24 protein-coding genes are annotated in these 25,953 nt (G+C 62.9%); 5 read left to right on the top strand and 19 right to left on the bottom strand.

Features of this window, described 5'->3' with window-relative positions; all coding sequences use genetic code 11:
- Window positions 1-15 precede the first annotated feature (15 nt).
- Window positions 16-771 (bottom strand): class I SAM-dependent methyltransferase, encoded by a 756-nt coding sequence (locus AC0L26_RS23885; protein ID WP_473634790.1) that lies wholly within the window; start codon window positions 769-771, stop codon window positions 16-18.
- Between the two features lie 8 nt (window positions 772-779).
- A complete protein-coding gene (locus AC0L26_RS23880; protein WP_473634789.1) occupies window positions 780-2,648 on the bottom strand; it encodes a long-chain-fatty-acid--CoA ligase in 1,869 nt (622 codons plus the stop codon).
- A 432-nt stretch (window positions 2,649-3,080) separates the two neighbouring features.
- Here AC0L26_RS23880 and AC0L26_RS23875 point away from each other — a divergent pair, with 432 nt between their 5' ends.
- The 5 genes from AC0L26_RS23875 to AC0L26_RS23855 are packed head-to-tail and all read left to right on the top strand — an operon-like array spanning window position 3,081 to window position 8,365.
- Window positions 3,081-4,673, top strand: coding sequence for an ABC transporter substrate-binding protein (locus AC0L26_RS23875; protein WP_473634788.1), 1,593 nt, complete (start codon window positions 3,081-3,083; stop codon window positions 4,671-4,673).
- Between the two features lie 60 nt (window positions 4,674-4,733).
- Entirely contained in the window at window positions 4,734-5,741 is a 1,008-nt protein-coding gene (locus AC0L26_RS23870) for an ABC transporter permease subunit (protein WP_354489206.1), read from the top strand.
- A gap of 1 nt (window position 5,742) precedes the next feature.
- A complete protein-coding gene (locus AC0L26_RS23865) occupies window positions 5,743-6,660 on the top strand; it encodes an ABC transporter permease subunit (protein WP_473634787.1) in 918 nt (305 codons plus the stop codon).
- Between the two features lie 2 nt (window positions 6,661-6,662).
- Window positions 6,663-7,538 (top strand): ABC transporter ATP-binding protein, encoded by an 876-nt coding sequence (locus AC0L26_RS23860; RefSeq protein WP_473634786.1) that lies wholly within the window; start codon window positions 6,663-6,665, stop codon window positions 7,536-7,538.
- Complete coding sequence (locus AC0L26_RS23855; protein WP_354489202.1) at window positions 7,535-8,365, top strand: dipeptide ABC transporter ATP-binding protein; 831 nt, start codon at window positions 7,535-7,537, stop codon at window positions 8,363-8,365. The genes AC0L26_RS23860 and AC0L26_RS23855 overlap by 4 nt, the downstream gene beginning before the upstream one ends.
- Before the next feature lie 39 nt (window positions 8,366-8,404).
- Here AC0L26_RS23855 and AC0L26_RS23850 read toward each other — a convergent pair whose 3' ends face one another.
- From AC0L26_RS23850 to AC0L26_RS23770, 17 genes are all read right to left on the bottom strand, one after another.
- Window positions 8,405-9,685 carry a cysteine desulfurase-like protein gene (locus AC0L26_RS23850; protein ID WP_473634785.1) on the bottom strand — a complete coding sequence of 427 codons (1,281 nt, stop codon included), beginning with the start codon at window positions 9,683-9,685 and terminating at the stop codon, window positions 8,405-8,407.
- Between the two features lie 65 nt (window positions 9,686-9,750).
- Window positions 9,751-10,425 carry an amino acid ABC transporter permease gene (locus AC0L26_RS23845; RefSeq protein WP_354489194.1) on the bottom strand — a complete coding sequence of 225 codons (675 nt, stop codon included), beginning with the start codon at window positions 10,423-10,425 and terminating at the stop codon, window positions 9,751-9,753.
- A gap of 193 nt (window positions 10,426-10,618) precedes the next feature.
- The gene (locus AC0L26_RS23840) at window positions 10,619-11,416 is read right to left on the bottom strand and encodes an ABC transporter substrate-binding protein (protein ID WP_473634784.1); all 798 of its coding nucleotides are present in this window, start codon (window positions 11,414-11,416) and stop codon (window positions 10,619-10,621) included.
- Between the two features lie 99 nt (window positions 11,417-11,515).
- Window positions 11,516-12,655: an aminotransferase class V-fold PLP-dependent enzyme gene (locus AC0L26_RS23835; protein ID WP_473634783.1), complete on the bottom strand. Its 1,140-nt coding sequence runs from the start codon at window positions 12,653-12,655 to the stop codon at window positions 11,516-11,518.
- A 172-nt stretch (window positions 12,656-12,827) separates the two neighbouring features.
- Entirely contained in the window at window positions 12,828-13,553 is a 726-nt protein-coding gene (locus AC0L26_RS23830) for a GntR family transcriptional regulator (protein ID WP_473634782.1), read from the bottom strand.
- 181 nt (window positions 13,554-13,734) lie between these two features.
- On the bottom strand, window positions 13,735-14,130 hold the full coding sequence (locus AC0L26_RS23825; protein WP_473634781.1) for a RidA family protein: 396 nt from the start codon (window positions 14,128-14,130) through the stop codon (window positions 13,735-13,737).
- Between the two features lie 79 nt (window positions 14,131-14,209).
- Window positions 14,210-15,358 (bottom strand): acyl-CoA dehydrogenase family protein, encoded by a 1,149-nt coding sequence (locus tag AC0L26_RS23820; protein ID WP_473634780.1) that lies wholly within the window; start codon window positions 15,356-15,358, stop codon window positions 14,210-14,212.
- A 209-nt stretch (window positions 15,359-15,567) separates the two neighbouring features.
- A complete protein-coding gene (locus AC0L26_RS23815; protein ID WP_473634779.1) occupies window positions 15,568-16,380 on the bottom strand; it encodes an enoyl-CoA hydratase family protein in 813 nt (270 codons plus the stop codon).
- Window positions 16,377-16,847 carry a MarR family winged helix-turn-helix transcriptional regulator gene (locus AC0L26_RS23810; RefSeq protein ID WP_473634778.1) on the bottom strand — a complete coding sequence of 157 codons (471 nt, stop codon included), beginning with the start codon at window positions 16,845-16,847 and terminating at the stop codon, window positions 16,377-16,379. The genes AC0L26_RS23815 and AC0L26_RS23810 overlap by 4 nt, the downstream gene beginning before the upstream one ends.
- Window positions 16,841-17,614 (bottom strand): SDR family NAD(P)-dependent oxidoreductase, encoded by a 774-nt coding sequence (locus tag AC0L26_RS23805; RefSeq protein ID WP_473634777.1) that lies wholly within the window; start codon window positions 17,612-17,614, stop codon window positions 16,841-16,843. Before AC0L26_RS23805 ends, AC0L26_RS23810 begins: the two co-directional genes overlap by 7 nt.
- Window positions 17,611-19,905, bottom strand: coding sequence for a bifunctional salicylyl-CoA 5-hydroxylase/oxidoreductase (locus AC0L26_RS23800; protein WP_473634776.1), 2,295 nt, complete (start codon window positions 19,903-19,905; stop codon window positions 17,611-17,613). The genes AC0L26_RS23805 and AC0L26_RS23800 overlap by 4 nt, the downstream gene beginning before the upstream one ends.
- Before the next feature lie 146 nt (window positions 19,906-20,051).
- Window positions 20,052-20,651, bottom strand: a complete 600-nt coding sequence (locus AC0L26_RS23795) for a VOC family protein (protein ID WP_473634775.1) — start codon at window positions 20,649-20,651, stop codon at window positions 20,052-20,054.
- Between the two features lie 95 nt (window positions 20,652-20,746).
- Window positions 20,747-21,577 (bottom strand): ATP-binding cassette domain-containing protein, encoded by an 831-nt coding sequence (locus AC0L26_RS23790; protein WP_473634774.1) that lies wholly within the window; start codon window positions 21,575-21,577, stop codon window positions 20,747-20,749.
- Window positions 21,570-22,457: an ABC transporter ATP-binding protein gene (locus AC0L26_RS23785; protein ID WP_473634773.1), complete on the bottom strand. Its 888-nt coding sequence runs from the start codon at window positions 22,455-22,457 to the stop codon at window positions 21,570-21,572. The genes AC0L26_RS23790 and AC0L26_RS23785 overlap by 8 nt, the downstream gene beginning before the upstream one ends.
- Window positions 22,454-23,317 carry an ABC transporter permease gene (locus AC0L26_RS23780; protein WP_473634772.1) on the bottom strand — a complete coding sequence of 288 codons (864 nt, stop codon included), beginning with the start codon at window positions 23,315-23,317 and terminating at the stop codon, window positions 22,454-22,456. Before AC0L26_RS23780 ends, AC0L26_RS23785 begins: the two co-directional genes overlap by 4 nt.
- Window positions 23,310-24,317 (bottom strand): ABC transporter permease, encoded by a 1,008-nt coding sequence (locus AC0L26_RS23775; protein WP_473634771.1) that lies wholly within the window; start codon window positions 24,315-24,317, stop codon window positions 23,310-23,312. The genes AC0L26_RS23780 and AC0L26_RS23775 overlap by 8 nt, the downstream gene beginning before the upstream one ends.
- Window positions 24,318-24,387: 70 nt before the next feature.
- Window positions 24,388-25,914 carry an ABC transporter substrate-binding protein gene (locus AC0L26_RS23770; protein ID WP_473634769.1) on the bottom strand — a complete coding sequence of 509 codons (1,527 nt, stop codon included), beginning with the start codon at window positions 25,912-25,914 and terminating at the stop codon, window positions 24,388-24,390.
- Window positions 25,915-25,953: the final 39 nt, after the last annotated feature.

Below are 25,953 nucleotides of genomic sequence, written 5' to 3'. Positions count from 1 at the left end.
GCATAAAACGAAGACTTAAAGCTCGTCTCCGGGCAGCGCCGGATCGAACGAGAAGACGCCGCTCAGCTTCATCCCGGCGTCGCCGACTTCGCCGACATCCCGCACGCGGTATTCGGCCAACAGGCGAAGTCGCGAGCGGGGCAGGTAGGCGCGGCCCGGGTCGCCGATCAGCACATCGATGCCGGCGGCCAGGCAGCGGTCGAGGAAGGGGATGACCCGGTCCGCGAGGTCTTGCCCGTAAAACAAGTCGCCGACCGCCACGACATCCACCGGCGGCGGCGGATCATCGGTAATGTCCTCGCCGACGACCGTGATCGTAACGCCATTTGCCGCCGCATTGAGGCTGAGCGCGGCGATACCGTTACGGTCGATCTCGGCCGCGATCACTTCGCTCGCTCCGGCCTTTGCCGCGGCGATGCCGACGATGCCCGAACCGGCGCCGAGGTCGAGCACGCGACGCCCGGACACGGACTCCGGCCGATCGAGGATGTAGCGGGCAAGCACCGCGCCGCCGGCCCAGGCGTAGGCCCAGTAAGGTGGCTGAGGCTCAGGCTCGTCCTCGTCAGATTCAGTTCCGTCTTCGTCCGGCTCGGCTCCTCGTCCATGTGGATGCGTGAGCCGCCACAGACCACTCGTTGGGCGGGCTGCGTAAAGCCGGATTTCTGGAAGTGCGGGAACAGGGACGATCCGCATGTTCGCCTTGATGAATGTCAGCGGATCGGGAAGGGAAAACGTACCCGCCGCGTCGTCTACAGGAAGGCAATCGCCCAAGTCTATACCTATCCTCGTAGCGCCCGCCGCAGGATCTTGCCCACCGGCGTCTTCGGCAGTTCGGTCCGGAACTCGATGTATTTTGGCCGCTTGTAGCCGGTCAGGTTCTCGCGGCAATACACAGTCAGTATCTCGGCGGTCAGCAACGGATCCTTCTTGACGACGAACAGCTTCGGCACTTCGCCCGAATGCTCGTCCGGCACGCCGATCGCCGCCACTTCAAGCACGCCCGGATGGAGAGCCACGACCTCCTCAAGCTCGTTCGGATAGACGTTGAAGCCGGACACGAGGATCATGTCCTTCTTGCGGTCGACGACCTTGGTGTAGCCGCGCTCGTCCATGAAGCCCATGTCGCCCGACTTGAAGAAACCATCCTTGGTCATCACCTTGGCGGTCTCGTCCGGCCGGTTCCAATAACCGGCCATCACTTGCGGTCCGCGGATGCAGATCTCGCCGACTTCGCCAAGCGGCAGATCGTTGCCGTCGTCATCGCGGATGGCGATCTCGGTGGACGGCAGCGGCAGGCCGATCGTGCCGGTGAAGTTGCCATCGCTGAATGTGTTGGCGGTAGCCACGGGTGACGTTTCCGAAAGCCCGTATCCCTCGGTGATCGGGCAGCCGGTGAGCGTCTTCCAGCGTTCGGCGACACCCTTCTGCACCGCCATGCCGCCACCCAGCGTCAGGATCAGCGGCTTGAAGTCGAGCTTACGGAAATCCTCATTGTTGAGCAGCGCGTTGAACAGCGTGTTGAGGCCCGGAAAAATGTGGATCGGGTATTTCCCGAGTTCCTTGACGAAGTTGGGAATATCGCGCGGATTGGGAATGAGTATGTTCCGGCCGCCCATCTGCATGCCCATCAACGCGTTCACCGTCAGCGCGAAGATATGATAGAGCGGCAGCGCGCAGATGAGGTTGAGATGGGCCGGCTTCGGCTTGATCGTGTAGGCATCTTCGATCCAGAGCGCGTTCTGCGCGACATTGGCCAGCACGTTGCTGTGCAGCAGCACTGCGCCCTTCGAGATGCCGGTGGTGCCGCCGGTATATTGCAGGAAGGCGATATCGTCGGCAGCGACCTTCACGGGCTTAAAATTCATGCCGGCGCCTGCCTTCAACGCCGCGTTGAACTTGACATGGCCCGGCAGCGACCAGGCCGGCACCATCTTCTTGACGCGGCGAACGACGAAATTGACGATCGTCCCTTTCAGGCCGCCAAGCATGTCGCCCATCGCCGCGACCACGACATGCTTGACCGCCGTCTTGGCGATCACCGCCTGCAAGGTGTTGGCGAAATTCTCGAGAATGACGATGGCTTGGGCGCCGGAATCCTTGAGCTGATGTTCCAGCTCGCGCGGCGTGTAGAGCGGGTTGATATTGACCACGATATAGCCGGCGCGCAGCACTGCCATCATCGCCACAGGATATTGCAGCACGTTCGGCATCATTATCGCCACGCGCGCGCCTTTCTGCAGTCCCTTCGATTGCAAATAGGCGCCGAAGGCGGCCGATTGCCGCTCGACTTCCGCATAGGTGATGGTCTTGCCCATGCAAGTGAAGGCCGGCCGGCCGGCGAACTGCTTGCAGACGTCGGCGAGCAGATCGCCGATGGAGCCGAAGGGCAGGGCGCTTATCTCGGCCGGAACGACTTTCGGGTAGCTTTTGAGCCAAGGCTTTTCCGGCAATCCGGCGGCAGGCGCATTCGGCGATCTCCTGGCCGGCCCCGGCTTCGACGCCGATGAAGCCGTTGTCGATGACGCTTTCGGCTTGGCCGCGGCAACGGCTTTGGCGGGCGGCGATTTTGGCTTGTCGGTGCCAGTCGCTTTTGCGGTGGTTTTGGCGTTCGCTTTCGCCGTTGCCGTCGTCCTTGGTGCTTTTGCCACCTGTCCCTCCCTCGGGTCGTTCTTATTGTCTCTGCTTGCCTGCCGCGTCGTCTCCGAGTGACAGAGACGCCCCTCCGCTGCTGCCGGCGTCAAGGAAATCCAGCACGCCATCTATGTATTGCGACTATCGGCAGCCGTGCAAGTCTGCCCCTGCGGCAAGACGGGAAAGAAAATCTTCCGCGCCTATGATGGGCCGAAGGTCACCGTCTTCGACCACCGGGCGCGTTGAAGATAATAAAAAAATGCAGTCGTTAACAATACCGTGATCGGCAAGACTCGACATTTCTTTCTCTTTTATCGGGCGTATGCAGAATTAAATTCTGCTTCCCATGGGGTAGGCAAGCTGGGTGTTCCAAAGCCGGGGAAACGGTGCTTATATGCGCGCTTCGCGAGCCTGATAGAGGGGCTTGGAAGAACATCAGGGAGTCCTCCATGAAAAAGAAACTGACTTTTGCGGCCGCGTTGCTGGCCGCAAGCGTCCTCGGCGGCGTGGCCAATGCTAAGCAATTGGTCTACTGCTCGGAGGCGTCGCCGGCCGGCTTCGATCCGTCGCCGTGGAGCGGTGGCAACGACTTCGACGCGTCGTCGCGCACCATCTATTCGCGCCTTGTCGAGTTCGAACACGGCAAGACCACCATCATGCCCGGCCTCGCCGAGAGCTGGACGGTTTCCGACGACGGTCTCGAATACACGTTCAAGCTTCGGCCGGGCGTGAAGTTCCAGACCACCGACTACTTCACGCCGACGCGTGATCTCAACGCCGACGACGTGATCTTCTCCTTCGAGCGCCAGTGGAAGAAGGAAAACCCGTGGTACAGCTATCTCGAAGGCACCGGCTGGGAATATTTCACCGGCATGGGCTTCCCGGATCTTCTCAAGGAAATCATCAAGGTTGACGACCTGACGGTGAAATTCGTGCTGAACAAGCCTGAAGTCGCCTTCCTGCCGGACCTCGGCATGGATTTCGCTTCTATCGTCTCCAAGGAATATGCCGACCAGCTCGACAAGGCCGGCACCAGGCAGCAATTCACCCAGAAGCCGATCGGCACCGGTCCGTTCCAGTTCGTCGACTACCAGGTCGATGCGGTCGTGCGATATGCGGCATGGGACGGCTATTATGGCGGCCGTCAGAAGATCGACGATCTGATCTTCGCCATCACGACCGATCCGGCCGTGCGCGCCCAGAAGCTGAAGGCAGGCGAGTGCGATATCATGTCGTACCCGGCGCCGGCAGACATCGCCGGCCTGCAGGCCGACCCAAACCTCAAGGTCGACGAGCAGGAAGGCCTGAATATCGGCTACATGGCCTACAACACCACGCAGCCGCCCTTCGACAAGGTCGAGGTCCGCAAGGCCCTCAACATGGCCGTCAACAAGCAGGCTATTCTCGATGCGGTCTATCAGGGCGCTGGCCAGGCGGCCATCAACCCGATCCCGCCGACGATGTGGTCCTACAACAAGGACATCAAGGACGATCCGTACGATCCGGACGCGGCCAAGAAGATGCTGGCCGACGCCGGCGTCACGGATCTTTCGATGAAGATCTGGGCCATGCCCGTCAGCCGCCCGTACAATCCGAACGCCCAAAGAGTCGCGGAACTTATCCAGGCCGACTACGCCAAGATCGGCGTGAAGGCCGAGATCGTCAGCTACGAATGGACCGAGTATCGCGAACGCGGCAAGGCCAAGGAACGCGACGGCGCCTTCCAGCTCGGCTGGACCGGTGACAATGGCGATCCGGACAACTTCCTGTTCCTGCTCGGCTGCGATGCCATCGGCCAGTCCAACTATGCGATCTGGTGCAACCAGGAGTTCGAAGGCCTGTTGCAGAAGGGCAAGGCGACAACTGATGTCGCCGAGCGCACCAAGATCTACGAGGAAGCTCAGGTCGTGTTCAAGCGTGAGGCCCCGTGGCTGACGATCGCCCATTCCAAGGTCTTCATGCCGATGAACAAGAAAGTTTCGGGCTTCGTCATGGATCCGCTCGGCATTCATCGGTTTGACGGCGTCGACGTCACCGAATAAGTCAACGAGAAAATTGGACGGCGGCGCTGGACTTCCGGCGCCGCCGTTCTATGAAGTAAGATGCTCCGCTATCTCCTCCACAAGCTCGCCCTAATCATCCCGACCGTATTCGGCATATCGCTGGCGGCGTTCGCTTTCGTCCGGCTTCTGCCGGGCGACCCGATCCTGGCCCTGGCCGGCGAGCGCGGCGTCAGCCCCGAACGCTACGCAGAGCTTATCGAGCGGTTTGGCTATAACAGGCCCTATGTCATCCAGTATCTCGAATATATCGGCAGGGTCCTGACCGGCGACTTCGGCATATCGATCGCCACCAAGCGGCCGGTGCTCGGTGAATTCCAGGCGCTGTTCCCGGCCACGCTGGAACTGGCGACGATCGCGTTGATCATCGCCGTACTCGTCGGTATTCCCGCCGGCATCTTCGCAGCGGTCAAGCGCGGATCATGGTTCGACCAGGCGACGATGGGCGTGGCGTTGACCGGCTATTCGATGCCGATCTTCTGGTGGGGGCTGCTGCTCATCATCTTTTTCTCCGGCTATCTCGGCTGGACGCCGGTCTCCGGTCGCATCGGCCTCCAATACTTCTTCAAGCCGACGACGGGCTTCATGCTGATCGACAGCCTGATCTCCGGCAAAAGCGGCGCCTTCAGGTCCGCCGCCAGTCATCTGGTCTTGCCGGCGATCGTGCTGGCGACGATTCCGCTCGCCGTCATAGCGCGCCAGACGCGTTCGGCGATGCTGGAGGTTCTGGGCGAGGATTATGTCCGCACTGCCCGTGCCAAGGGCCTGGCGCCGCGCCGCGTCATCGGGCTCCACGCCTTCCGCAACGCGCTGATCCCCGTTGTCACCACCATCGGCCTGCAGGTCGGCACTCTGATGGCCGGCGCCATTCTGACCGAAACGATCTTTTCCTGGCCGGGTATCGGCAAGTGGATGATCGACGCGATCGCCAAGCGCGACTATGTTGTCGTCCAGAGCGGCTTGCTGATCATCGCCCTGATTGTCATGGCGGTGAACCTGATCGTCGACGTGCTCTATGCCGTCATCAACCCACGTATCCGGGTGCAGTGAGATGACCGACCAAACTACGGCAGAAGCCACCGCCGCGTCGATCCCGACCGGCGGTCGGCAACGCGCCTTCACCGAGTTCTGGCATTACTACTCGATGAACACCGGCGCCGTCATCGGCCTGGTCGTGTTCTTGGCTCTGGTGCTGATCGCGATTTTCGCGCCGCTGGTCGCGCCGCATTCGCCTGACGAACAGTTTCGCGATGCGCTGCTGACGCCGCCGGTCTGGCAGGAGGGCGGCAAATCGATGTTCCTTCTGGGCACCGACGCAGTTGGCCGCGACATGCTTTCGCGGCTGATTTTCGGGGCGCGGTTCTCGCTGTTCATCGGTTTGGTCGTCGTGGTTTTCTCGCTGACCAGCGGCATCATCCTCGGCGTCCTCGCCGGCTATTTCCGCGGCTGGGTCGATACGCTGATCATGCGCATCATGGATATCATCCTGGCCTTCCCCTCGCTGCTCCTTGCGCTGGTTCTGGTGGCGATCCTCGGACCCGGCCTGTTCAACGCCATGCTGGCGATCGCGCTGGTGCTGCAGCCGCACTTCGCGCGGCTCACGCGCGCGGCCGTGATGGCGGAAAAGAACCGCGAATATGTGATCTCCGCCAAAGTGGCCGGTGCAAGTCATCTCAGGTTGATGGTGAGGACGATCTTGCCGAACTGCGTGGCGCCGCTGATCGTGCAGGCGACGCTGTCCTTCTCCAACGCCATTCTCGAGGCTGCGGCTCTCGGCTTCCTCGGCGTCGGCGCGCAGCCGCCGACACCGGAGTGGGGCACGATGCTGGCCACGGCACGCGAATTCATCCTGCGCGCGCCTTGGGTGGTGACCTTCCCCGGCCTTGCCATCCTCATCACCGTGCTTGCCATCAACCTGATCGGCGATGGCCTGCGCGACGCCTTCGACCCCAAGCTGAAGAGGTCGTGACCATGCCTCTTCTCGAAATCAAGAACCTTACGGTCTCTTTCGATACCGCCGCCGGACCGTTCATGGCGGTGCAAGGCATCGACCTGTCGATCGAGCCGCGCGAGGTGTTGGCGATCGTCGGTGAATCCGGCTCCGGCAAATCGGTGGCGATGCTGGCGGTGATGGGGCTTTTGCCGAATACGGCGACGGTGAAGGCCGACCGCATGGCCTTCGACGGTATCGACCTGCTTGAGCTCAGCCCGTCCGAGCGCCGCAAGATCGTCGGCAAAGACATCTCGATGATCTTCCAGGAGCCGATCGCCAGCCTCAATCCGTGCTTCACCGCCGGCTTCCAGATCGAGGAGGTGCTGCGCTTCCATATGGGCATGGACCGCGCCCAGCGCCGGGCCCGCGCCATCGAACTGATGAAGCTGGTCGGCATTGCCGATCCGGAAGAGCGGCTGAATTCGTTCCCGCACCAGATGTCGGGCGGCCAGTGCCAGCGGGTCATGATCGCCATCGCCATCGCCTGCAATCCGAAGCTGTTGATCGCCGATGAGCCGACCACCGCGCTCGACGTCACCATCCAGAAGCAGATTCTTGACCTCTTGGTTGGCCTGCAGGCCAAATACGGCATGGGCCTGATCATGATCACCCACAATATGGGCGTGGTGGCCGAGACCGCCGACCGCGTCATCGTCCAGTACAAGGGCCGCAAGATGGAAGAGGCCGACGTTCTGTCGCTGTTCGAGCAGCCGAAGAGCAACTACACGCGCGCGCTGCTGTCGGCGCTGCCGGAAAACGTCGTCGGCGACCGGCTGCCGACCATTTCCGACATGTTGTTCGAGCCGGCCCCCTCTGCTGCGGGAACCGGGTCTGCAACGGGAGCCGTCTCATGAGCGTGACGGTTCTCGAAGGCAAGAACATCGTGCGCGACTATCATGTCGGCGGCGGCCTTTTTCGTCCCTCGCGCACGGTCCACGCGGTCAAAGGCGTCTCGTTCAGCGTCGACAAGGGCAAGACGCTGGCCATCGTCGGCGAAAGCGGCTGCGGAAAGTCGACCCTCGCCCGCATCATCACGCTGATTGATCCGGCGACAGCAGGTGAGCTCTTCATCGACGGCAACAAGGTCGACATCGCCAAGGATGGGCTGTCGAAGGAAATGCGCCGCAAGGTGCAGATCGTCTTCCAGAACCCTTACGGGTCGCTCAATCCGCGCCAGAAGATCGGCGACGTGCTCGGCGAGCCGCTGCTCATCAACACCGACACGCCGGCCAACGAACGGCGCGACCTGGCCATGAGGATGCTGAAAAAGGTCGGTCTCGGGCCGGAGCATTACAACCGCTACCCGCACATGTTCTCGGGCGGCCAGCGCCAGCGCATCGCCATTGCCCGTGCGCTGATGCTCAATCCGAGCCTTTTGGTGCTTGACGAACCGGTTTCGGCGCTCGATCTGTCGGTGCAGGCGCAGGTGCTCAACCTGCTCGCCGACCTGCAGGACGAGTTCAAGCTGACCTATGTCTTCATCAGCCACGACCTGTCAGTGGTGCGCTACATCGCCGACGACGTGATGGTCATGTATTACGGCGAGGCGGTCGAATACGGCTCGCGCGACGAGGTCTTTGCCGACCCCAAACACAGCTACACCAAGACGCTGTTCGCGGCGACGCCGCGCGCCGACGTCGCCAGCATCAAGGCGAGGCTGGCGAAGAAGAAGGCCGCCTGACGCGACCGCGGCACCCAGGCAAGCGTATTTCGACCCCGATCAGGACAGCCTGGCGATGACGGTGCGCAACGCCTCGCCGAAGCGCCGGACCTCCTCAATCGTGTTGTAATGCACCAGCGAGGCGCGGATGGCGCCGCTGTCCATCGAGAGGTTGAGGCGCTTCATCAGCCGTGGCGCGTACATATGGCCGTCGCGGATGCCGATCTGCATCTCGGCCATCTCTTCGACGATCCGCTGGGGTGACAGCGTGCCGATGTTGAAGCAGAAGGTCGGCACGCGCTCGTTGAGGCGGACTTCGTCGGCGACGCCATAGATCGTCGCGCCGCAATCCTTGAACACGGCGAGCATTTCGCGCGCCAGCACCAGCTCATAGTCGCGGATGGCATTCATGCCGGCGACGAGGTTGTCGCGCCGCGACCGGTTGTTCGCTGGGGCGAAGTTGCGGCCGATCGATTCGAGATAGCGCACGGCGGCATCCATGCCGGAGACGTTCTCGTAGATGAATGTGCCGGCCTCGACCTTGTAGGGTGGCTCGTCGGGGATGAAATCCTCACGGAAGGTCGGCAGCCGCTTCAACGTCTCGAAGTGGCCCCACAGGAAGCCCATATGCGGCGAGAAATTTTTGTAGCCGGAGCAGACCAGATAGTCGCAATCCCAGGCCTGCACGTCGATCAGCCCGTGCGGCCCGTAATGCACGCAGTCGAGGAACACCTCGGCGCCGGCCGCATGCGCGATGTCGGCCACTGCAGCAACATCGACGATCGAGCAGATCGAATGCGCCGTGACCGTGCAGGCGACAAGCCGGGTGCGGTCGGAGATCAGCGGGCGCAAATCATCGACATGGAGATTGCCGTCCTCGCGCATCCGCCACCATTTGAACTTGGCGCCAGCGGGCGCCAGCGCCAGCCAGGTCGCGATGTTGGCGTCATGGTCCATGTCGGTGATGACGATCTCGTCCCGTTCCTGAAGCATCTGGCCGATGCCGAGACTGACGAGGCGGATGAACGAAGTGGCGTTCATGCCGAAACAGATTTCCGAAGGACTGTAGGCATTGATCAGCAGCGCCACGCTTTCACGCGCGTCGGCGATCGCTTGATCGACGGCGACGCTGCGGCCGTAGCGGCCGCCGCGCTGCACATTATGCGCGACCAGATGGTTGCTGACCGCATCGAGCACGCTTTGCGGGATCTGCGCGCCGGCGGCATTGTCCATGAAGATGAAGTCGCCGGCCTGCTGTAAGGCTGGAAACATGGCGCGGATCTTGTCGACCGGGAAGGCTGCGGAGACGTCGCTCGCACTGGGGGTCTGATGCTTGTTCAAGATAGTCTCCTGCGAAGTGCCTGACAGATGGGAAGCGAAAATTGACAGATGAGAAACTGGCGACGTCAGCGGGTCTTTTCCGTTTTGAAACGGCGTTCCAGCAGGCTGACGAGGCGGACCATCGGCCAGAGAAAGAGGAGATAGACCAGCGCCGCACCAATCAGCGGCGACGGGTTGGCGTAGAGCGACTGCGCGTTGGTCGCTTCCTTCAGCAATTCGGGCAGAGCCACGGTGGAGGCGAGCGATGTGTCCTTGAACATCGAAACGCAGTTGCTGGTCATCGGCGGAATGACCACGCGGATCGCCTGCGGCAGCACCACCTTGCGCAAGGTCAGTAAAAACGGCAGGCCGAGTGCCTGCGCCGCCTCGAACTGGCCGCGTGGGATGCTTTCTATGCCGGAGCGGAACACCTCGGCCGAATAGGCCGCCATGATGATGGCGAATGCGGTCACCGCGGAGGTCCAGGACGACAGGCGGATGCCGAGAAACGGCAGCGCGTAGTAGATCAGGATCAGCACGACCAGCACCGGCATCGCCCGGAAAATATCGATATAGCCGACCGCCAGCAGCCGCAGCGGCTTTGGCGCGTAGAGCCGCATCAGACTGATCGCCAGGCCGACGGGGATACCGATGCCGATGCTCAACAGCCCGAGCAGCAGCGTGTTCAGAAAGCCACGCAGCAACGCCGGCAGGCTAGAGATCATGACATCGGCGTTGAAGAAGGTCTCGAGCAGCGACATGGGGAGCATTCCCGGAAAGATTTTGGCGTCCCGCGACGCTAAAGCATGACTCCGAAACGCCGAAATCGACTTGGAGCGGATCATACGTGGAAGAAGGGCTGCGACGTCTGTTGCGCGTCCAGGGGGACGCGCGGCGTTGCCATGAAATTGTGCCGGCGTAGAAAGCCGGCACGATCCCGGCATCAGTTGCCGCTTAGGCCTTCGGCATCGGCATTTCCTTGACCGTCGAAGAATCGGCGGGCGCGTCGCTGCCGAACCACTTCTTGTGGATCGCGGCCAGCGTGCCGTCCTTCTTCATCGCGGTCAGTGCGTCGTTCAGCTTGCCGAGCAACGGGTGGTCCTTGGCCATCATCAGGCCATACTGCTCGCCGGTCTTGATACGCGCTTTTACGGCGAGATCCTTCATCCTGGTGAAGGAGTATTCAAGGCCCGGGACGTCGCTGACCGCCGCGTCGACGCGCCCGGCGCTAAGGTCGAGCAGTAAATTCTGCTGCGTGTCGTAACCCTTTACCTCGCTGAACCCGCCAGCTTCCTGGTGTTGCTTGGTCCAGGCTTCACCCGTCGAGCCGGACAGCACGCCGATGATCTTACCCTTGAGGTCGGCCTCGGACTTGATCGGGCTATCGGCCTTTGCGGCGATGCCCATGTCGGAATCATAATAGGGTTGCGTGAAAGCCTGCGACTTCAGCCGCTCCGGGTTGATCGTGATCGACGAGATGGCGACGTCGATGCGCTTCGACGTGGTAGCGGCGAACAGCGCCTGAAATCCGAGATCGGCGATTTCCGTGATCATGCCGATGCGCTTTGCCGCTTCGTTGACGATGTCGACTTCGAAACCTTCGAAAGTGCCGCTTTCGTTCTTGTATTCAAAAGGCGGATTGGTCGGATAGGCGCCGACGTTCAGCACGTCTGCGGCATAGGCGCCGGCCGGTGCGGCGGCGATGCCGATGGCGGCAGCGAGAAGAAGCAGGTTGCGACGAGTGAAGCTCATTTTTGTTCCCTCTGGTTCGGCCACTCCCTGTGGCGCTTTTCCACTTCCGCCCCTTCCAGCGCCCTATTTCCGGACACTGCAGGCGAGGCGGCGCCTGAATCAGGATGCGCGGCGTTGCTGCGCGCCGATCAATTGTTGCAGGCGCTCCAGCAGTGCATCCACCGCGTCGTCTGATGTGACCATGCCCGGCGACAGCCTCAGCGTCGCGCCGCGGGCGTCGCAGTAAAGTCGCTCACTGCGCAGCGTCGACACTGTTTTCACCGGGTCGATGCCTTGCGGCAAGGTCAGCATGACGCTGCCGCCGCGCTGATCTGGATCGAGCGGCGAGCGGACCGTCCAGCCATTGTCCAGCGCACAGGCGACAATGCGCTCGGCCATGCCGGCGTTCTGAGCGCGGATCGCATCGATGCCGGTCTCGGCGACCCATTCGAGGCCGGGCAGCGATGCGACACTGGCCAGGATGGCTGGCGTTCCATGGTCGAACCGGCGCGCATCGTCGGCATATGTGAAACTGTCGAGATCCCACGAAAACGGGTTTGGCTGGCTGAACCAGCCGCGAAGTTCCGGCCGGCATGTTGTCAGAAGGTCGGGCGTCACCTGCAGGATGCCTGCACCTGACGCGCCGCACAGCCATTTCAATGAGGTCGAGACGACGAAATCGACCGGCGTCTTCGCAATCGAGAAGGGCGTTACGCCGACGCCTTGGGTGATGTCGACACCGACAATGCTGCCCATCTTGCGGCCTTGCGCGGCAAGCCGCGCCACGTCGCAGCGGTGCGATGCCGTCGAGGTGACGAAGGTCAGCAAGGCCAGGCCGACATCGTCCCGCCAGCGGGCGATGAAATCCTCGTCGCGCACCCAATTTTCGCCCGGCCGCAGCGGCACGGTGTCGAGGGTGAAGTCGAAGCGCTCGGCCAGACCGGCGAGCAGGAAGTGCAGGCTCGGAAAACAGTCGGCCGCGACCAGCAGGCGCTTTCCCGCCAGGCGCTCGGACGGCAGCGCGCCGATCAAGCTGTAGAGCGCTGACGTGACGTTCTCGGCGGTGGTCAGCGTACCCTGTGAGGCATCGATGAGCGAACTCCAGGCATCGATGAAGCGCTGTCGCGCGGCAAGGGCGGCCGGCCACTGGCCGTCATCTTCCGCCGACCAGACGCCCGAGAATTCCGACAGGGCGGCAGCCATGCACTCCGCCTTGCCGGGAAACGTCCCGATCGAATGGTATAGAAAGTAACCAGACACTACGTTTTTGCTCCCTGTGATCATGTGATCACAAAACGGAACAGGGATCAATCATGCCTGCGACGAAATGCGGTTGAATCGGGAAAATCGGGGCAATTTTCCTCCGACCGCGAGCGGTCGCGTATCGACACATTCCGGCGTCGATTTGGCGTTCGACCCGAGCCGAGCTTCACTAGGCCTTGCCGAATCCAGCAAACTCGACCGGCCTGGGTTCCGGCACGTCGGGGCAGATCGCGCGCAGCGTCTCCTGCGTCGTCTGGATGTCTGCAACCACTTCTTCGCGGGCACGAGGAAAATCGCGATCCTTCAGTGCCGCGATGATCGCCGTGTGCCGCCCGGACGGCTCCATGGTGCCGGCGTGCATCAAAGGCGCGACATGGTTGGACAGCAGCCGCATATAGGGGCCGAAGCGCAGCCACAGCGTCTCGATCAGTTGGAACAGCACGTCGGAGCCGGAGGCGCGGTAGATGGTGAAATGGAACTGCTGGTTCTTGGCGATCAGCTCGTAGATGCTGCCGTTGCGCCCGATCGCCTGCTGGTCGGCCGTGATCTGCTGCAATGTGGCGATCTCGGAAGCAGTCAGGCGCGGCGCCCCCAGTTCGGCCGCCAGACCTTCCACGGCGACACGTGCCCGGCAGAGGTCGTCGAGCCGCGCGCGGGTGACGACCGGCACGCAGGCCGAGCCGTTCTGCGATATCTCCAGCGCATTCTCGGCGGCCAGCCGCCGCAAGGCCTCGCGCACCGGCATGTTCGAAGTGCCGAAGGCTTCGGCCAGCGAGGCAATGGTCAGCACCTGTGCCGGATCGAAGCTGCCGACCATCAAGGCATGCCGAAGCTGCTGGTAGACGCCGTCCTGGACGGTCACGCGTCCCGATACAGGTTCAAATCCCAGAGCCACGGTTTTTGGTTTCCTTGGGTTTCGACAGAAGCTATGTGCAAGTGGCACGCGTGACCGCCCAGCCGAAGCAAGGCGTGATCATCTGATCACAAAACCCGTGTCCAGCCAAGCGTCAGGCCGTCAACGCCCATGAGCCTTGATGTGCTTCGCCATCGAAGGGATTGCTGCCCCTGCAGTGCAATCAGTCGGGGATCACCGCTGTCGCCTGGATTTCGACCTTGGCGCGATTCTCGACCAACGCCATCACCTGCATCGCGGCCATGGCCGGAAAATGCCGGCCGATGACCTCACGATAGGCCTCGCCGATCCCTTTGAGGTTGGCCAGGTACTCGGCCTTGTCGGTAAAGTACCAGGTCATCGACGTGATATGCTCAGGCCTGGCGCCGGCCTCGGCGAGCACGGCGACGATGTTGGCTAGCGTCTGACGCACCTGGCCGACGAAATCATCGGTTTCGAATTGGCCTTGCCCGGTCCAGCCGACCTGGCCGCCGATGAAGATCAGCTGCCCGCGCGCGGCGACGCCATTGGCGTAGCCGACAGGTTTCGCCCAGCCTTCCGGCTGCAGGATGGTGTGCATATCAAGCCTCCCGATACTCAAATCCGGTCGCAATGTTCAAAATCGAACCAATCCGCAATTTTTTGTCGCCAGCTCGGCCTCAGGCCGCACCCATCACTTGCCTGGCAATGACCACCTTCTGCACGTCGGATGCGCCCTCATAGATGCGCAGCGCACGGATTTCTCGATACAGGCTTTCGATGATGTGGCCCTTGCGGACGCCGTCGCCACCATGCAGCTGCACGGCCTTGTCGATTACCTCCTGCGCCTTGTCGGTGGCGAACAGCTTGGCCATCGCCGCTTCACGGGTGACACGGGCGGCGCCCATATCCTTGGTCCAGGCGGCGCGGTAGACCAGCAAGGCGGCGGCATCGACATCCAGCGCCATGTCGGCGATGTGGCCCTGCACCATCTGCAGCTCGGCCATTGCAGCACCGAACAGTTTGCGCTCGGCCACTCTGCCGATGCTCTCATCCAGCGCGCGCCGGGCAAAGCCGAGTGCCGCCGCACCGACGGTCGAGCGGAACACGTCGAGTACCGACATGGCGATGCGGAAACCATCGCCTGGCCGGCCGATCAATGCCGAGGCCGGAATGTGGACATTGTCGAAAGACAGGCGGGCGAGAGGATGCGGCGCGATCACTTCCAGCCGCTCGGCGATGGCGAGCCCGTTGGTGTCTGCCGGCACGATGAAGGCGGAAAGCCCCTTGGCGCCGGGCGCTTCGCCGGTGCGGGCGAAAACGATGTAGAGATCGGCAATGCCGCCATTGGAGATCCAGGTCTTTTCACCTGACAACACATAGTCGTCGCCGTCACGCGTCGCCGTCATCTCCATATTGGCGACATCAGATCCGGAGCGCGGCTCCGACAGCGCGAAAGCGGAAATCGCCTTGCCGGCGCGGGTCTTCGCGAGCCAGCGGTGCTGCTCCGGCGTGCCGAACAGGCTGAGCGCGCCGGTGCCGAGCCCCTGCATGGCGAAGGCGAAGTCGGCCAGCCCGTCATGCCGGGCCAATGTCTCACGCGTGATGCAAAGTGCGCGCACGTCGAGCGGCCCAGGGTTTTCCGTGTCGAGCGCCGTTGGTTTCAGCCACCCGTCCTTGCCGAGCTTCGCCACCAACTCGCGGCAGGCGGCATCGACATCGTCATGCGCGACCGGCAGGTTTTTTTTGCACCAGGCGTCCAGCTGTTCGGCCAGCTCGCGATGGCGCTCCTCGAAGAACGGCCAATTGAGGAAGGACCGGTCAGGCATGCGTATCCCCTCCCGCGCCTCGATCCTTCCCACCCCCCTCTGTCCTGCCGGACATCTCCCCCGCAAGGGGGGAGATTGGCGGCTTCAACCTTGCCGCCCTTTCTGTGATGTTGGTGATTGGCGAAAGCGCTGCGATCAGCTGATCTCCCCCCTTGCGGGGGAGATGGCCGGCAGGCCAGAGGGGGGTGCCTGGGCGAAAACCGTTCATGCTAGTTCCCCTCGAACACCGGCTTTTCCTTGGCGACGAAAGCCTCATAAGCCCGCTTGAAATCTCCGGTCTGCATGCAGATCGCCTGCGCCTGCGCTTCGGCCTCGATCGCCTGGTCGAGGCCCATCGACCATTCCTGGCTCAGCTGCGTCTTGGTGATGCCGTGCGCGAAGGTCGGGCCGGACACGATGCGCGCGGCCAGCTCAAGCGCATCGGCCTCGAGTGCCGCCGCATCGACCAGCCGGTTGTAGAACCCCCAGCGCTCACCTTCCTCAGCGCTCATCGTCCTACCGGTGTAAAGCAGCTCGGCGGCGCGGCCCTGGCCGAGGATGCGCGGCAGGATCGCGCAGGCGCCCATGTCGCAGCCGGCAAGGCCGACGCGGGTGAACAGGAATGCCGTCTTGGCCTCGGGTGTCGCGATGCGGATGTCGGACGCCATGGCGATGATGGCGCCGGCGCCCACCGCCACGCCGTCGACCGCCGCAATGATCGGCTTGCCGCAATTCAGCATTGCTTTGACGAAATCGCCGGTCATCCGGGTGAAGGCGAGCAACGCCTTCATGTCCATCTTGACCAGCGGACCAATGATGTCGTGAACATCGCCGCCGGAGCAGAAATTACCGCCATTGGGCAGGAACACCACCGCATCGACATCTTCGGCATAGACGAGGTCACGAAAGATATCGCGCAGCTCGGCATAGCTTTCGAAGGTCAGCGGGTTCTTGCGCTCGGGCCGGTCGAGCCGGATTGTCGCGATCTTGCCTTCGACCTGCCAGAGGAAATGCTTCGGCTTGCGGCCGGCCATCTTTGTCATTCCCGTCCCTCCCAGTTGCTGCGGAAGGAGTTCAGCATGCCGGTCAGCCGGCGCGCCTCGTCCTCGCTGACATTGCCGAGCAGCTCGCCGATCCAGTTCTCATGCGCGGCGGCGATCACGGCGAAAGCCTTCGAACCTTCCTCCGTCAGCCGCACCATCGAGGTGCGGCGGTCGCCATTGCGCCGGGCGCGGGCAACCAGCCCTTCCGAAACCAGCCGGTCGACGATCCCAGTCACATTGCCGTTGGACACCAGCAGGAAGCGCGACAGGTCGCTCATCAGCATGCCTTCCGGCGCGCGGTAGAGTGCGGCCATCACGTCGAAGCGCGGCAGCGTCGTGTTGAACTCCTGCCGCAGGCGCTCGCGCAACTCGGCCTCGATGCTGCGCGAGGCACGCAGCAGCCGAACCCACAGGCGCAGGCGATCCTTGCCGGGTCCGGATGGCGCGGGCAGGGGACCGGCTACCATGTCTCGCCTCCCGAGATCGAGATCGTCTGCCCGGTGATCGATTGGGCCGCATCGCCGCACAGCCACAGCACCGCGGCTGCAACTTCTTCGGGCTGGATGAAGCGGCCTTGCGGGTTGGTCGAGGCAAGGCTCGTCCTTGCTTCTTCGGCCGAGCGGCCGGTCTTTTCGACGATGCGTTGGATGGACACTTCCAGCATCTCGGTTTCGACGAAGCCAGGGCAGACGGCATTGACGGTCACCCCGGATTTGGCGGTCTCGACCGCCAGCGCCCGCATCAGCCCGACGACGCCATGCTTGGCCGCCACGTAAGCGGCGACATAGGGATAGCCCTTCAGGCCGGCCGTCGAAGCAACGAAGACGATCCTGCCTGTCTTCCGCGCGGCCATGCCGGTCAGCGCCGGCTTCACCGTCAGGAATGCGCCGGTCAGGTTGACATCGAGCGTGCGCTGCCAGTCCGCGAGCGACGTCCGCTGTGCCGGCGCGCTGCCGGACATGCCGGCATTGGCGACGACGATATCGATCGGCCCGCGCTCAGCCTCGGCCTGACTGTAAAGGGACGCCATCGCCGCCTCATTGGTGACATCGGCAGCGATGCCGAAAATACGGTCGCTTTCCCCGGCAACTTCGGCAAGTGCAGCCTCGCGACGGCCGCAGATGGTGACGTCGACCCCCGCGCCGGCCAGCGCCAGCGCGATGGCGCGGCCGACACCGGAGCCGCCGCCGGTGACCAGCGCATGCCGTCCTGTCATCGTCGCGGCGCCGCTCATACTTTCAGCCCCGCTGCCGCGTCGCGTTCGGCCAGCCGGTAGATCTGGTCACGGCCCGGCAGATAGGGATCCGGCCATTTGACGCCGCGGTCGCCTAGCGTGACGGCCGCGTGCAACGTCCAGTAGGGGTCGGCGAGATGCGGTCTTGCCATCGCGACCAGATCGGCGCGGCCAGCCATCAGGATCGAATTGACGTGGTCCGGTTCATAGATGTTGCCGACCGCCATGGTCGCCATGCCGACCTCGTTGCGGATGCGATCGGAAAACGGCGTCTGGAACATGCGGCCATATACCGGCCTTGCCTCGGCCGAAGTCTGGCCGGCCGACACGTCGCAGATGTCGACGCCGGCCTCATGCAGCAGCCGTGCGATCTCGACCGCATCGGCCGGCGTCACGCCTTCGATGCCGACCCAGTCGTTGGCCGAGATGCGCATTGAAATTGGTTTTTCCGCCGGCCAGGCGGCGCGCACGGCATGGAAGACCTCCAGCGGATAGCGCATACGGTTTTCGAGCGAGCCGCCATAGGCGTCCGTGCGCCGGTTGGTCAGCGGCGTGATGAAGGAGGACAGGAGATAGCCGTGCGCAGCATGGATCTCCAGCATGTCGAAGCCGCAGCGCGCCGCCATCTCAGCGGAAGCGACGAACTGGTCGCGCACCAGATCCATGTCGGCGCGGTCCATTGCCTTCGGCAGCTGGTTCTCAGGCGACCATGCCACCACCGACGCCGCCATCACAGGCCAATTGCCTGATGTCAGCGGCACGTCGGTTCCTTGCCAGCCGAGCCGGGTCGAGCCCTTGGCGCCGGAATGGCCGATCTGCGCGCAGATCTTCGCCTCGGTCTCGGCATGGACGAAATCGACGAGCCGCTTCCAGGCGACCTCATGTTCGGGTGCGTAGAAACCTGGGCAGCCCGGCGTGATGCGGCCTTCCGAGCTGACGCAGGTCATCTCGATGTAAACGAGGCCGGCGCCGCCCTTGGCCCGTTCGGCATAATGGGCGAAATGCCAGTCGGTCGGACAGCCATCGACCGCCTTGTACTGCGCCATCGGCGAGACGACGATGCGGTTCTGCAGCGCCATATCGCGCAGCCGGAACGGTGCGAACATCGGCGCGCGACGAAGACTGTTGCCGCCGGCGCCGGCCTGGCGCTGAAACCACTCTTCGGCGCCGGCCAGCCACTCGGCATCACGCAGCCGCAAATTCTCGTGGCTGATGCGCTGCGAGCGGGTCAACAGCGAATAATTGAATTGCACCGGATCGAGGCCGAGATAGCGCTCGACCTCCTCGAACCATTCGAGCGAATTGCGCGCCGCCGACTGCAGCTTCAGCACTTCGGTGCGCCGCGCATCTTCATATTTGCGGAACGCGGCTTCGAGATCGGGCTCTGAATCGACATAGTCGGCCAGCGCCACCGCACTTTCCAGCGCCAGCTTGGTGCCGGAGCCGATCGAGAAATGCGCTGATGCCGCCGCATCGCCCATCAGCGCCAGATTCTCGTAGGACCAGCGCTCGCACAGCACGCGCGGGAAATTGATCCAGGCCGACCCTCTGATATGGTTGGCATTGGTCATCAGCGCGTGGCCGCCGAGATGCCTGGCGAAGATCCGTTCGCACACCGCGATCGATTCCTGCTGCGACATCGCGCCGAAGCCGAAACGCTCCCAGGTCTGCTCACTGCATTCGACAATGAACGTCGCGGTGTCCTTGTCGAACTGGTAGGCATGCGCCCACACCCAGCCATGCCTAGTCTTCTCGAAGATGAAGGTGAAGGCGTCATCGAATTTCTGCTGCGTGCCGAGCCAGACGAACTTGCACTTGCGTGTGTCTATATCGGGCTTGAACACGTCGACGAAAGCGCCCCGTGCCTTCGAATTCAGCCCGTCGGCGGCGACCACCAGATCGTGGCTCTCCATATAGGGCTTGGGATCGGCGATATCGGTTTCGAAGGCCAGCTTGACGCCGAGCTCTCGCGCCCGACGCTGCAGCAGGGTAAGCAGCCGCTTGCGGCCGATGCCGCAAAAGCCGTGGCCGGTCGAAACCGTGCGCACCCCGTCATGGATGACGGCGATATCGTCCCAATAGGCGAAATGTTTTTTGATCCAGACGGCGCTGACCGGATCGTTCTTGGTCAGATTGTCGAGCGTTTCGGCCGACAGCACGACACCCCAGCCGAATGTGTCGTCGGCACGGTTGCGCTCGAACACCGTCACCTCGTGCGCGGCATCCCTGAGCTTCATCGAAATGGCAAAGTAGAGGCCGGCTGGTCCGCCGCCGAGAACCGCAACCTTCATGTGTGCGATCTCCTCTTCGCTTTTCTGCGCCTAGTATCGCGCTTGAGGCAAATTATTTCAAGCTTGAAGTTTCATAATTGAAACGACTCGCCTCGGATGTCCTATGGCGTGCCTGCGGTCAGGCCCGCAAGCACGCGCATACCGGATCATTTCTCCGGGGTTTTCGGGCTCCACAGCACCGTCTCTGCGTCCTTTTCATAGGCCATGCCGTTGGGATAGCTGATCGCTTCCAGCTGCAGGCCCCAGGGCGCCTGGAAATAGAGAATAGTCTGGCCGGCCGCCGGCCCTTCGGTAACCGGCAGCGGCCCCATCCGCGTCTTGACGTCCTTTTCATCGAGATAGGCTTTCGCCGCAGCGATATCGTCGACATAGAAGGCAATATGGAAGCCGCCAATATCGCTGTTGCGGGCCTGCAGGTCTTTCTGGTCGGGCGCGGTGTATTTGAACAGCTCGATATTCGATCCGTGGCCGCAGCGGACCAGGGTGATCTCCTCGATCACCGCCTTGGGGTCGACGCCCAGCAGATCCTGCATGAACGTGCCCTTGTCGTCGGCGAACGGGCCGAAGGACATCGCTTTCTTGCAGCCGACGACCTCGGTGAAAAAGTCGACCGCCTGCTTCATGTCGGGCACCGTAACCCCGGTGTGATCGTGCCCGCGCATGCCGGGGATGGAGCCGGCGGACGCGGTGCCGATGCCGGCCAGGACGGTGGTCGCAAGCGTTGCGTTTCGGATTGCATTCCTCATGTCAGTCATCCTTCTCGCGGGACGTGGGTGACTTGCCGGCGCACGCCCGAGGCCCGCTCTTCGACGTGCGAATGAGATTTGCTGCGAATGATGCTTCATGCCGGCGCTTTAGCCGCGGGCAACAGCCAGCCTTCGTCGATCTCGGGCAGCGGAATGGCTGATATCAGGTCGCGCGTGTAGGCCTGCTGCGGCTTCTCGAACAAGGCGTCGGTGGCGCTGGCTTCGACGATCGCGCCTTCGCGCATGACGATCACTTGCCGGCAAAGCCGCCGGATCACCGACAGATCGTGGCTAATAAAGGCGACCGTCAGGCCCATTTCGGCGGCCAGCTTTTCCAGCAGCGTCAGGATCTGCGCCTGGGTCGACACATCAAGGCCGGAGACGATCTCGTCGGCCAGCACAAATTTCGGCGACAGCGCCAGCGCACGCGCAATGCCGACGCGCTGGCGCTGGCCGCCCGACAGTTGGTGACGGTAGCGGCTGGCGAAGCTTTGCGGCAGGCCGACGCGCTGCAAGGCCTCCGCGACACGCCCCTTGAGATTGTCGCCAAAGCCGTTTTGCTTAAGTGGCGCGGCGATGATGCTGAAGATGGTGCGGCGCGGATTGAGCGACGACATCGGATCCTGAAAGATCATCTGCAGATTGCGGCGCAGCGGCCGCAGTTCGGCCTCCGGCAAATGCGTGATGTCGCGCCCGTCGAATGTGATGCTGCCGGCGCTCGGCTCCAACAGGCGCACCAAAGCGCGGCCGAGCGTCGATTTGCCCGATCCTGATTCGCCGACGATGCCGGTCACCGATCCCCTTGGCAGGTCGAAATCCAGCCCTTTCAGGATCTCCACCATCGGCGCCCGGCCGATCAGCGGCTTACGGGTCATATCAGGCAGCGCGACCTTCAGCCCGCGCACGGAAAACAGCGGCTCAGCCATGTGGCCGTCTCCAGGCCTGGTCGGCGGCGGCGATCTCAGAGGCCAGTCCGGCCAAAACGGCGTCGTCCACCGGTTTCAGCGAGGCGAACGGATCGGTGTAGCGCGGTGTCGCCGCCATCAACGCTCGCGTGTAGGGGTGCTGCGGAGCCGCAAACAGCGCCGCCGTCTCGGCCTCCTCCACCACCTTGCCGGTATAGAGCACCGACACTTTCTGGCTGATCTTGGCGACGACGCCGAGATCATGGGTGACGAACAGGATCGCCGTGCCGTGCTCGCGCTGCAATTGCGCGATCAGCCGCAGGATTTGCTTTTGAACCGTTACGTCGAGCGCCGTCGTCGGCTCGTCGGCGACGATCAGCCGGGGCTCAGCGGCGAAGGCGGCGGCGATCAGCACGCGCTGGCGCATGCCGCCGGAAAGTTCGTGAGGATAGCATTTGAGGACGCGGTCCGGGTCGCGGATCTGCACCTCGTCCAGCAACTGCCGAGTGCGCCGATCGGCCTTGTCGCCACTCCAGCCGAGGATGCGCACCAGCCGATCGGTCATCTGCGGACCGATGCGGCGCGACGGGTTTAGCGCGGTCAGCGGATCCTGCGGGATCAGTGCGGTGCGGGCGCCGATCAGCGTGCGCCTTGCCTTGGGCTGAAGCCGGCCGAGATCTTCGCCTTCGAGCAGCATATCGCCTTCGACGATGCGCACGCTGGGCGGCAGTACGCCGAGTACCGCCTTGCCGATCATCGTCTTGCCGGCGCCGCTCTCGCCGACCAGCGCGCGGACTTCGCCAGGTTGAACCGAGAGCGAGACCGAGCGTAGCACGCGTTGGCCGTTGGCCAGCACGGCGCTCAAGCCGCTTATGTCGAGGCAGGGTTTCGCCGCGCTCATCGCAGCACCGGATCGAAACGGGTCTTCAACGCCTCACCGAACTGGCTGAACGACAGCACGGTCAGGATCAGCGTGACCAGCGGGAACACCAGCACCCACCAGGCCTGATGGATCGACAGGCGGCCCTCGGCGATGATGCCGCCCCAGGTCGGATCGTCAGTCGAGATCGACAGATTGACGAAGGACAGGATTGCCTCGACGATGACGGCAATGCCCATTTCGAGCGACAGCAGCGCGACGATCGACGGCACCACATTGGGCAGCACCTCGCGCAGCATGATGCCGATGCGGCCGTAGCCGGCGATGCGGGCGTTTTCAACATAATCCATGCACGACTGGCCCATCGTTTCGGCGCGGATCACCCGGCAGAAGCGCGTCCAGTCGATGACGGCGATGGCGATGATGACCGAGCTCAGGCCGGTGCCAAGCACGGCGACCAAAAGGATGGCGAACAGCACCGGCGGAAACGCCATCCAGACATCGACGATGCGCGAGATGATGCGGTCGGCCCAACCGCCGAAATAGCCGGCGACAAGCCCGAGCGTCGAGCCGACCAGGCAGGCGGCAATGGCCGCGGCGAAGGCGACGATGAAGGCGATGCGTGCGCCGAAGATCAGCCGCGACAGGAGATCGCGGCCGAGGCTGTCGGTGCCAAGCCAGAAGCCCGGTTCCGAACCGCTTATCCAGAACGGCGGCAGGCGTTCAAACATCAGATCCTGCGCCAGCGGGTCCTGTGGCGCTACCAGCGGCGCGAAGATCGCGGCAAGCAAGGCTAGCAGCAGCCAACCGCCAGAAAGCCACAGCCTTGCGCCCGAGCCATGTCTTGAAGTGCGGGGTCTTGAAATGCGAGCCTCATCCATGACGCAGCCTCGGATTGAGCAGCGCATACATCATGTCGACAGTCAGGTTGATCAGCACGAACAGCAGCGCGAAGACCAGTACGATGCCCTGGATCAGCGGCAGGTCGCGGTTGATGACGGCATCGATCGCCATATTGCCGAGGCCCTCATAGGAAAACAGCCGTTCGACGATGACCGTGCCGCCGATCAGGAAGGTGAACTGCACGCCGACCAAGGTGAGCGTCGGCAGCGCGGCGTTCTTCAGCGCCTCGCGCAAAATGACCTGCGTTTCCGAAAAGCCCTTCACCCGCGCCAGCACGACGTAGTCGAGGTCGAGCACTTCCTTCAGCGATTGTTTCAACAGCTGCGAGATGATCGCGGCCAGCGGCAGCGCCAGCGCCACGGCCGGCATCAGCATGTGCCCGAGCAGGTCCTTGGTCAGGTCGAAGCGCAGCCGCACGATGCTCTCGAGCAGGTAGAACTGGGTGATGAAGGGCAGGTCGAGCTGCGGCGAAACCCGGCCGGAAATGTCGAAGACAGGCACCAGCACGCCGAACAAGAGGATCAGAACCAGGCCCCACAAAAAGTCGGGAATGGAAAGCGCTGCACCGCTGGCGATGTCGATGCCGACCTCGACCGCGGTGCCGCGCTCGCGAGCGCCAAGGATCGCTGTCATGCCGCCGATCGCCAGCGCCATCAGCAGCGCTGTGATGGCCAGCTCCAGTGTCGCTGGCAGCCGGTTGAAGACCAGCCCCAGCACATCTTGCCTGAGCGAGATCGAGGTGCCGAAATCGCCCCTGACGACGCCGGACAGCCAGATGAAGAACTGCTCGACGATGGTCTTGTCGAGCCCATAGAGCGCGCGCAGCCGCGCAATGTCGGCGTCGGTCGCGCCGGGCGGTAGCATCATCGCGATCGGGTCGCCGGGTGCGACGCGAATGACGACAAAGACCACGACGGCGACGCCGAACAGCGTGATCGCCATCGTCAAAAGACGGATCAGGAATCTTTGCAGCAACATGGTCGCCTGTATGCCTGGCGGAAAATGCGCGCCGTCGTTGCGGACGGCGCGCGGCAATCCCGGACCGATCTCAGGCCGGGGTCATCAGCGCCGGCAACAGCGCGCCGGATATATGCTGCACCACATTGACGCCCTTGGCATGCACGATCGGCTGCGCATACTGGATCAGCGGCAACACATAGGCCTGCTCGGCGATGTATTTGTCGACAGCCTTCCAGCCGGCGAGGCGCTTGGCCTCGTCCTTCTCGCCCCACAGCGGGTTGATCATGTCGATCAGATCCTGGCTGTCCCACACCGAATGCGGGCTCGGGCCATAGGTGGCAAAGCCGGTCGATGTCGTCGGATCGCCAATGGCGTTGCCCCAATTGTAGAAGGCGGCCGGCGCCAGCTTGTCGGCGGCGCGCAGCTCGTAATGTTTGGCGATCTCATAGACCTCGATCGTCGCCTCGATACCGACCTTGCGCCACATGCCGACGATCGCCTGGACCATCTCGTAATCCTTGGGTTTGAAGCCCTTGGTCGTCTGAATCGTGAACTTGACCGGCTTTTCCGGCGAATAACCGGACGCGGCCAGCAATTCCTTAGCTTTTTCCGGATTGTGCTCGACCTTGATCGACGGATCGTAGGCCGCGTATTCCGGTGTTTCCAGCGTGTCGATGGGTAGGCCGTAGCCGCGCAGCAGCCGGTCGACCAGCAGCTTCTTGTCGATCGCCATGACGGCGGCCTGGCGGACGTTCTTGTCCAGCATCACGTCGATGTCGTTGAAGAAGATCATGCCGATGTCGGAAACATTCTTACACGAGCCGGCAAGCCCGTCCTTGGCGATCAGGCGGTCATATTCCTCATAGGGAATTTCAAGCGTCACCTGCGAAGAACCGGACTCGATTTCGGCAACGCGGCTCGCCGCATCGGTGACGAACTTGATCGTCACATTCTCGAAGGCCGGCTTGTCGCCCCAGTAATTCGGGTTGGCCTTGAGTCGCAAGAAGGCGTTGCGCTCGAATTTGTCGACCATATAGGGGCCGGTGCCGATCGGGGCTTTCTCGAAGCCCTCGGCACCGACCTTCTCGTAGTAGGCCTTCGGCATGATGTAGCCGGTGAGGAACGACATCCACTTGAAATAAACCGGGTCGAACTGCACGACGTCTCCGGTGATTTTGTTGCCGTCGATCTTGAAATTGTTGACGTTCTTCCAGACGAACTGGATCGGATTCCCTGTCTTTTCGTCGCCCGCCCGCTGCAGCGACCAGACTACGTCCTCGGCCGTGAACGGCGAGCCGTCATGCCACGTCACGCCCTCGCGCACCGTCATCATGATCTTGGTGCGATCCTCGTTCCATCCCCATTCGGTCAGCAGGCCCGGCGCGAAGGAAAGGTCCGGCCTCTGCGGAATGAACTGGTCGAACACGGACTGGTAAAGGCCCTGGATCGTCGGGTTGACTGCCGAAGGCCCGGTGGTCGGGTCCCAGGACGGCAGGTTGACGTTGTAGGCGATGGTCAGTTCGCCGGCTGCCTTGGCCATTTGCGGCAGGCCGATGACGGTGGCGCCAAGTGCTGCTGCGCCATATCCGAGCAATTCTCGTCTGTTGATTGTCATGGTCGTTCCCCTGTTGGTTTTCTGTGCGCGGTGTCGTTG

The sequence above is a fragment of the Mesorhizobium sp. WSM4823 genome (assembly GCF_055811195.1).
This window is presented reverse-complemented; position numbering and strand designations above follow the sequence as displayed.

What these genes read in the sequence shown, in the direction of transcription:
- AC0L26_RS23860 (WP_473634786.1), top strand. Translation starts at nt 6,663, where the DNA reads ATGCCTCTTCTCGAAATCAAGAACCTTACGGTCTCTTTCGATACCGCC.
- AC0L26_RS23845 (WP_354489194.1), bottom strand. Translation starts at nt 10,425, where the DNA reads ATGTCGCTGCTCGAGACCTTCTTCAACGCCGATGTCATGATCTCTAGC.
- AC0L26_RS23820 (WP_473634780.1), bottom strand. Translation starts at nt 15,358, where the DNA reads ATGCCTGACCGGTCCTTCCTCAATTGGCCGTTCTTCGAGGAGCGCCAT.
- AC0L26_RS23875 (WP_473634788.1), top strand. Translation starts at nt 3,081, where the DNA reads ATGAAAAAGAAACTGACTTTTGCGGCCGCGTTGCTGGCCGCAAGCGTC.
- AC0L26_RS23800 (WP_473634776.1), bottom strand. Translation starts at nt 19,905, where the DNA reads ATGAAGGTTGCGGTTCTCGGCGGCGGACCAGCCGGCCTCTACTTTGCC.
- AC0L26_RS23810 (WP_473634778.1), bottom strand. Translation starts at nt 16,847, where the DNA reads ATGGTAGCCGGTCCCCTGCCCGCGCCATCCGGACCCGGCAAGGATCGC.
- AC0L26_RS23855 (WP_354489202.1), top strand. Translation starts at nt 7,535, where the DNA reads ATGAGCGTGACGGTTCTCGAAGGCAAGAACATCGTGCGCGACTATCAT.
- AC0L26_RS23790 (WP_473634774.1), bottom strand. Translation starts at nt 21,577, where the DNA reads ATGGCTGAGCCGCTGTTTTCCGTGCGCGGGCTGAAGGTCGCGCTGCCT.
- AC0L26_RS23785 (WP_473634773.1), bottom strand. Translation starts at nt 22,457, where the DNA reads ATGAGCGCGGCGAAACCCTGCCTCGACATAAGCGGCTTGAGCGCCGTG.
- AC0L26_RS23795 (WP_473634775.1), bottom strand. Translation starts at nt 20,651, where the DNA reads ATGAGGAATGCAATCCGAAACGCAACGCTTGCGACCACCGTCCTGGCC.
- AC0L26_RS23825 (WP_473634781.1), bottom strand. Translation starts at nt 14,130, where the DNA reads ATGCACACCATCCTGCAGCCGGAAGGCTGGGCGAAACCTGTCGGCTAC.
- AC0L26_RS23775 (WP_473634771.1), bottom strand. Translation starts at nt 24,317, where the DNA reads ATGTTGCTGCAAAGATTCCTGATCCGTCTTTTGACGATGGCGATCACG.
- AC0L26_RS23865 (WP_473634787.1), top strand. Translation starts at nt 5,743, where the DNA reads ATGACCGACCAAACTACGGCAGAAGCCACCGCCGCGTCGATCCCGACC.
- AC0L26_RS23840 (WP_473634784.1), bottom strand. Translation starts at nt 11,416, where the DNA reads ATGAGCTTCACTCGTCGCAACCTGCTTCTTCTCGCTGCCGCCATCGGC.
- AC0L26_RS23780 (WP_473634772.1), bottom strand. Translation starts at nt 23,317, where the DNA reads ATGGATGAGGCTCGCATTTCAAGACCCCGCACTTCAAGACATGGCTCG.
- AC0L26_RS23815 (WP_473634779.1), bottom strand. Translation starts at nt 16,380, where the DNA reads ATGACAAAGATGGCCGGCCGCAAGCCGAAGCATTTCCTCTGGCAGGTC.
- AC0L26_RS23805 (WP_473634777.1), bottom strand. Translation starts at nt 17,614, where the DNA reads ATGAGCGGCGCCGCGACGATGACAGGACGGCATGCGCTGGTCACCGGC.
- AC0L26_RS23870 (WP_354489206.1), top strand. Translation starts at nt 4,734, where the DNA reads ATGCTCCGCTATCTCCTCCACAAGCTCGCCCTAATCATCCCGACCGTA.
- AC0L26_RS23770 (WP_473634769.1), bottom strand. Translation starts at nt 25,914, where the DNA reads ATGACAATCAACAGACGAGAATTGCTCGGATATGGCGCAGCAGCACTT.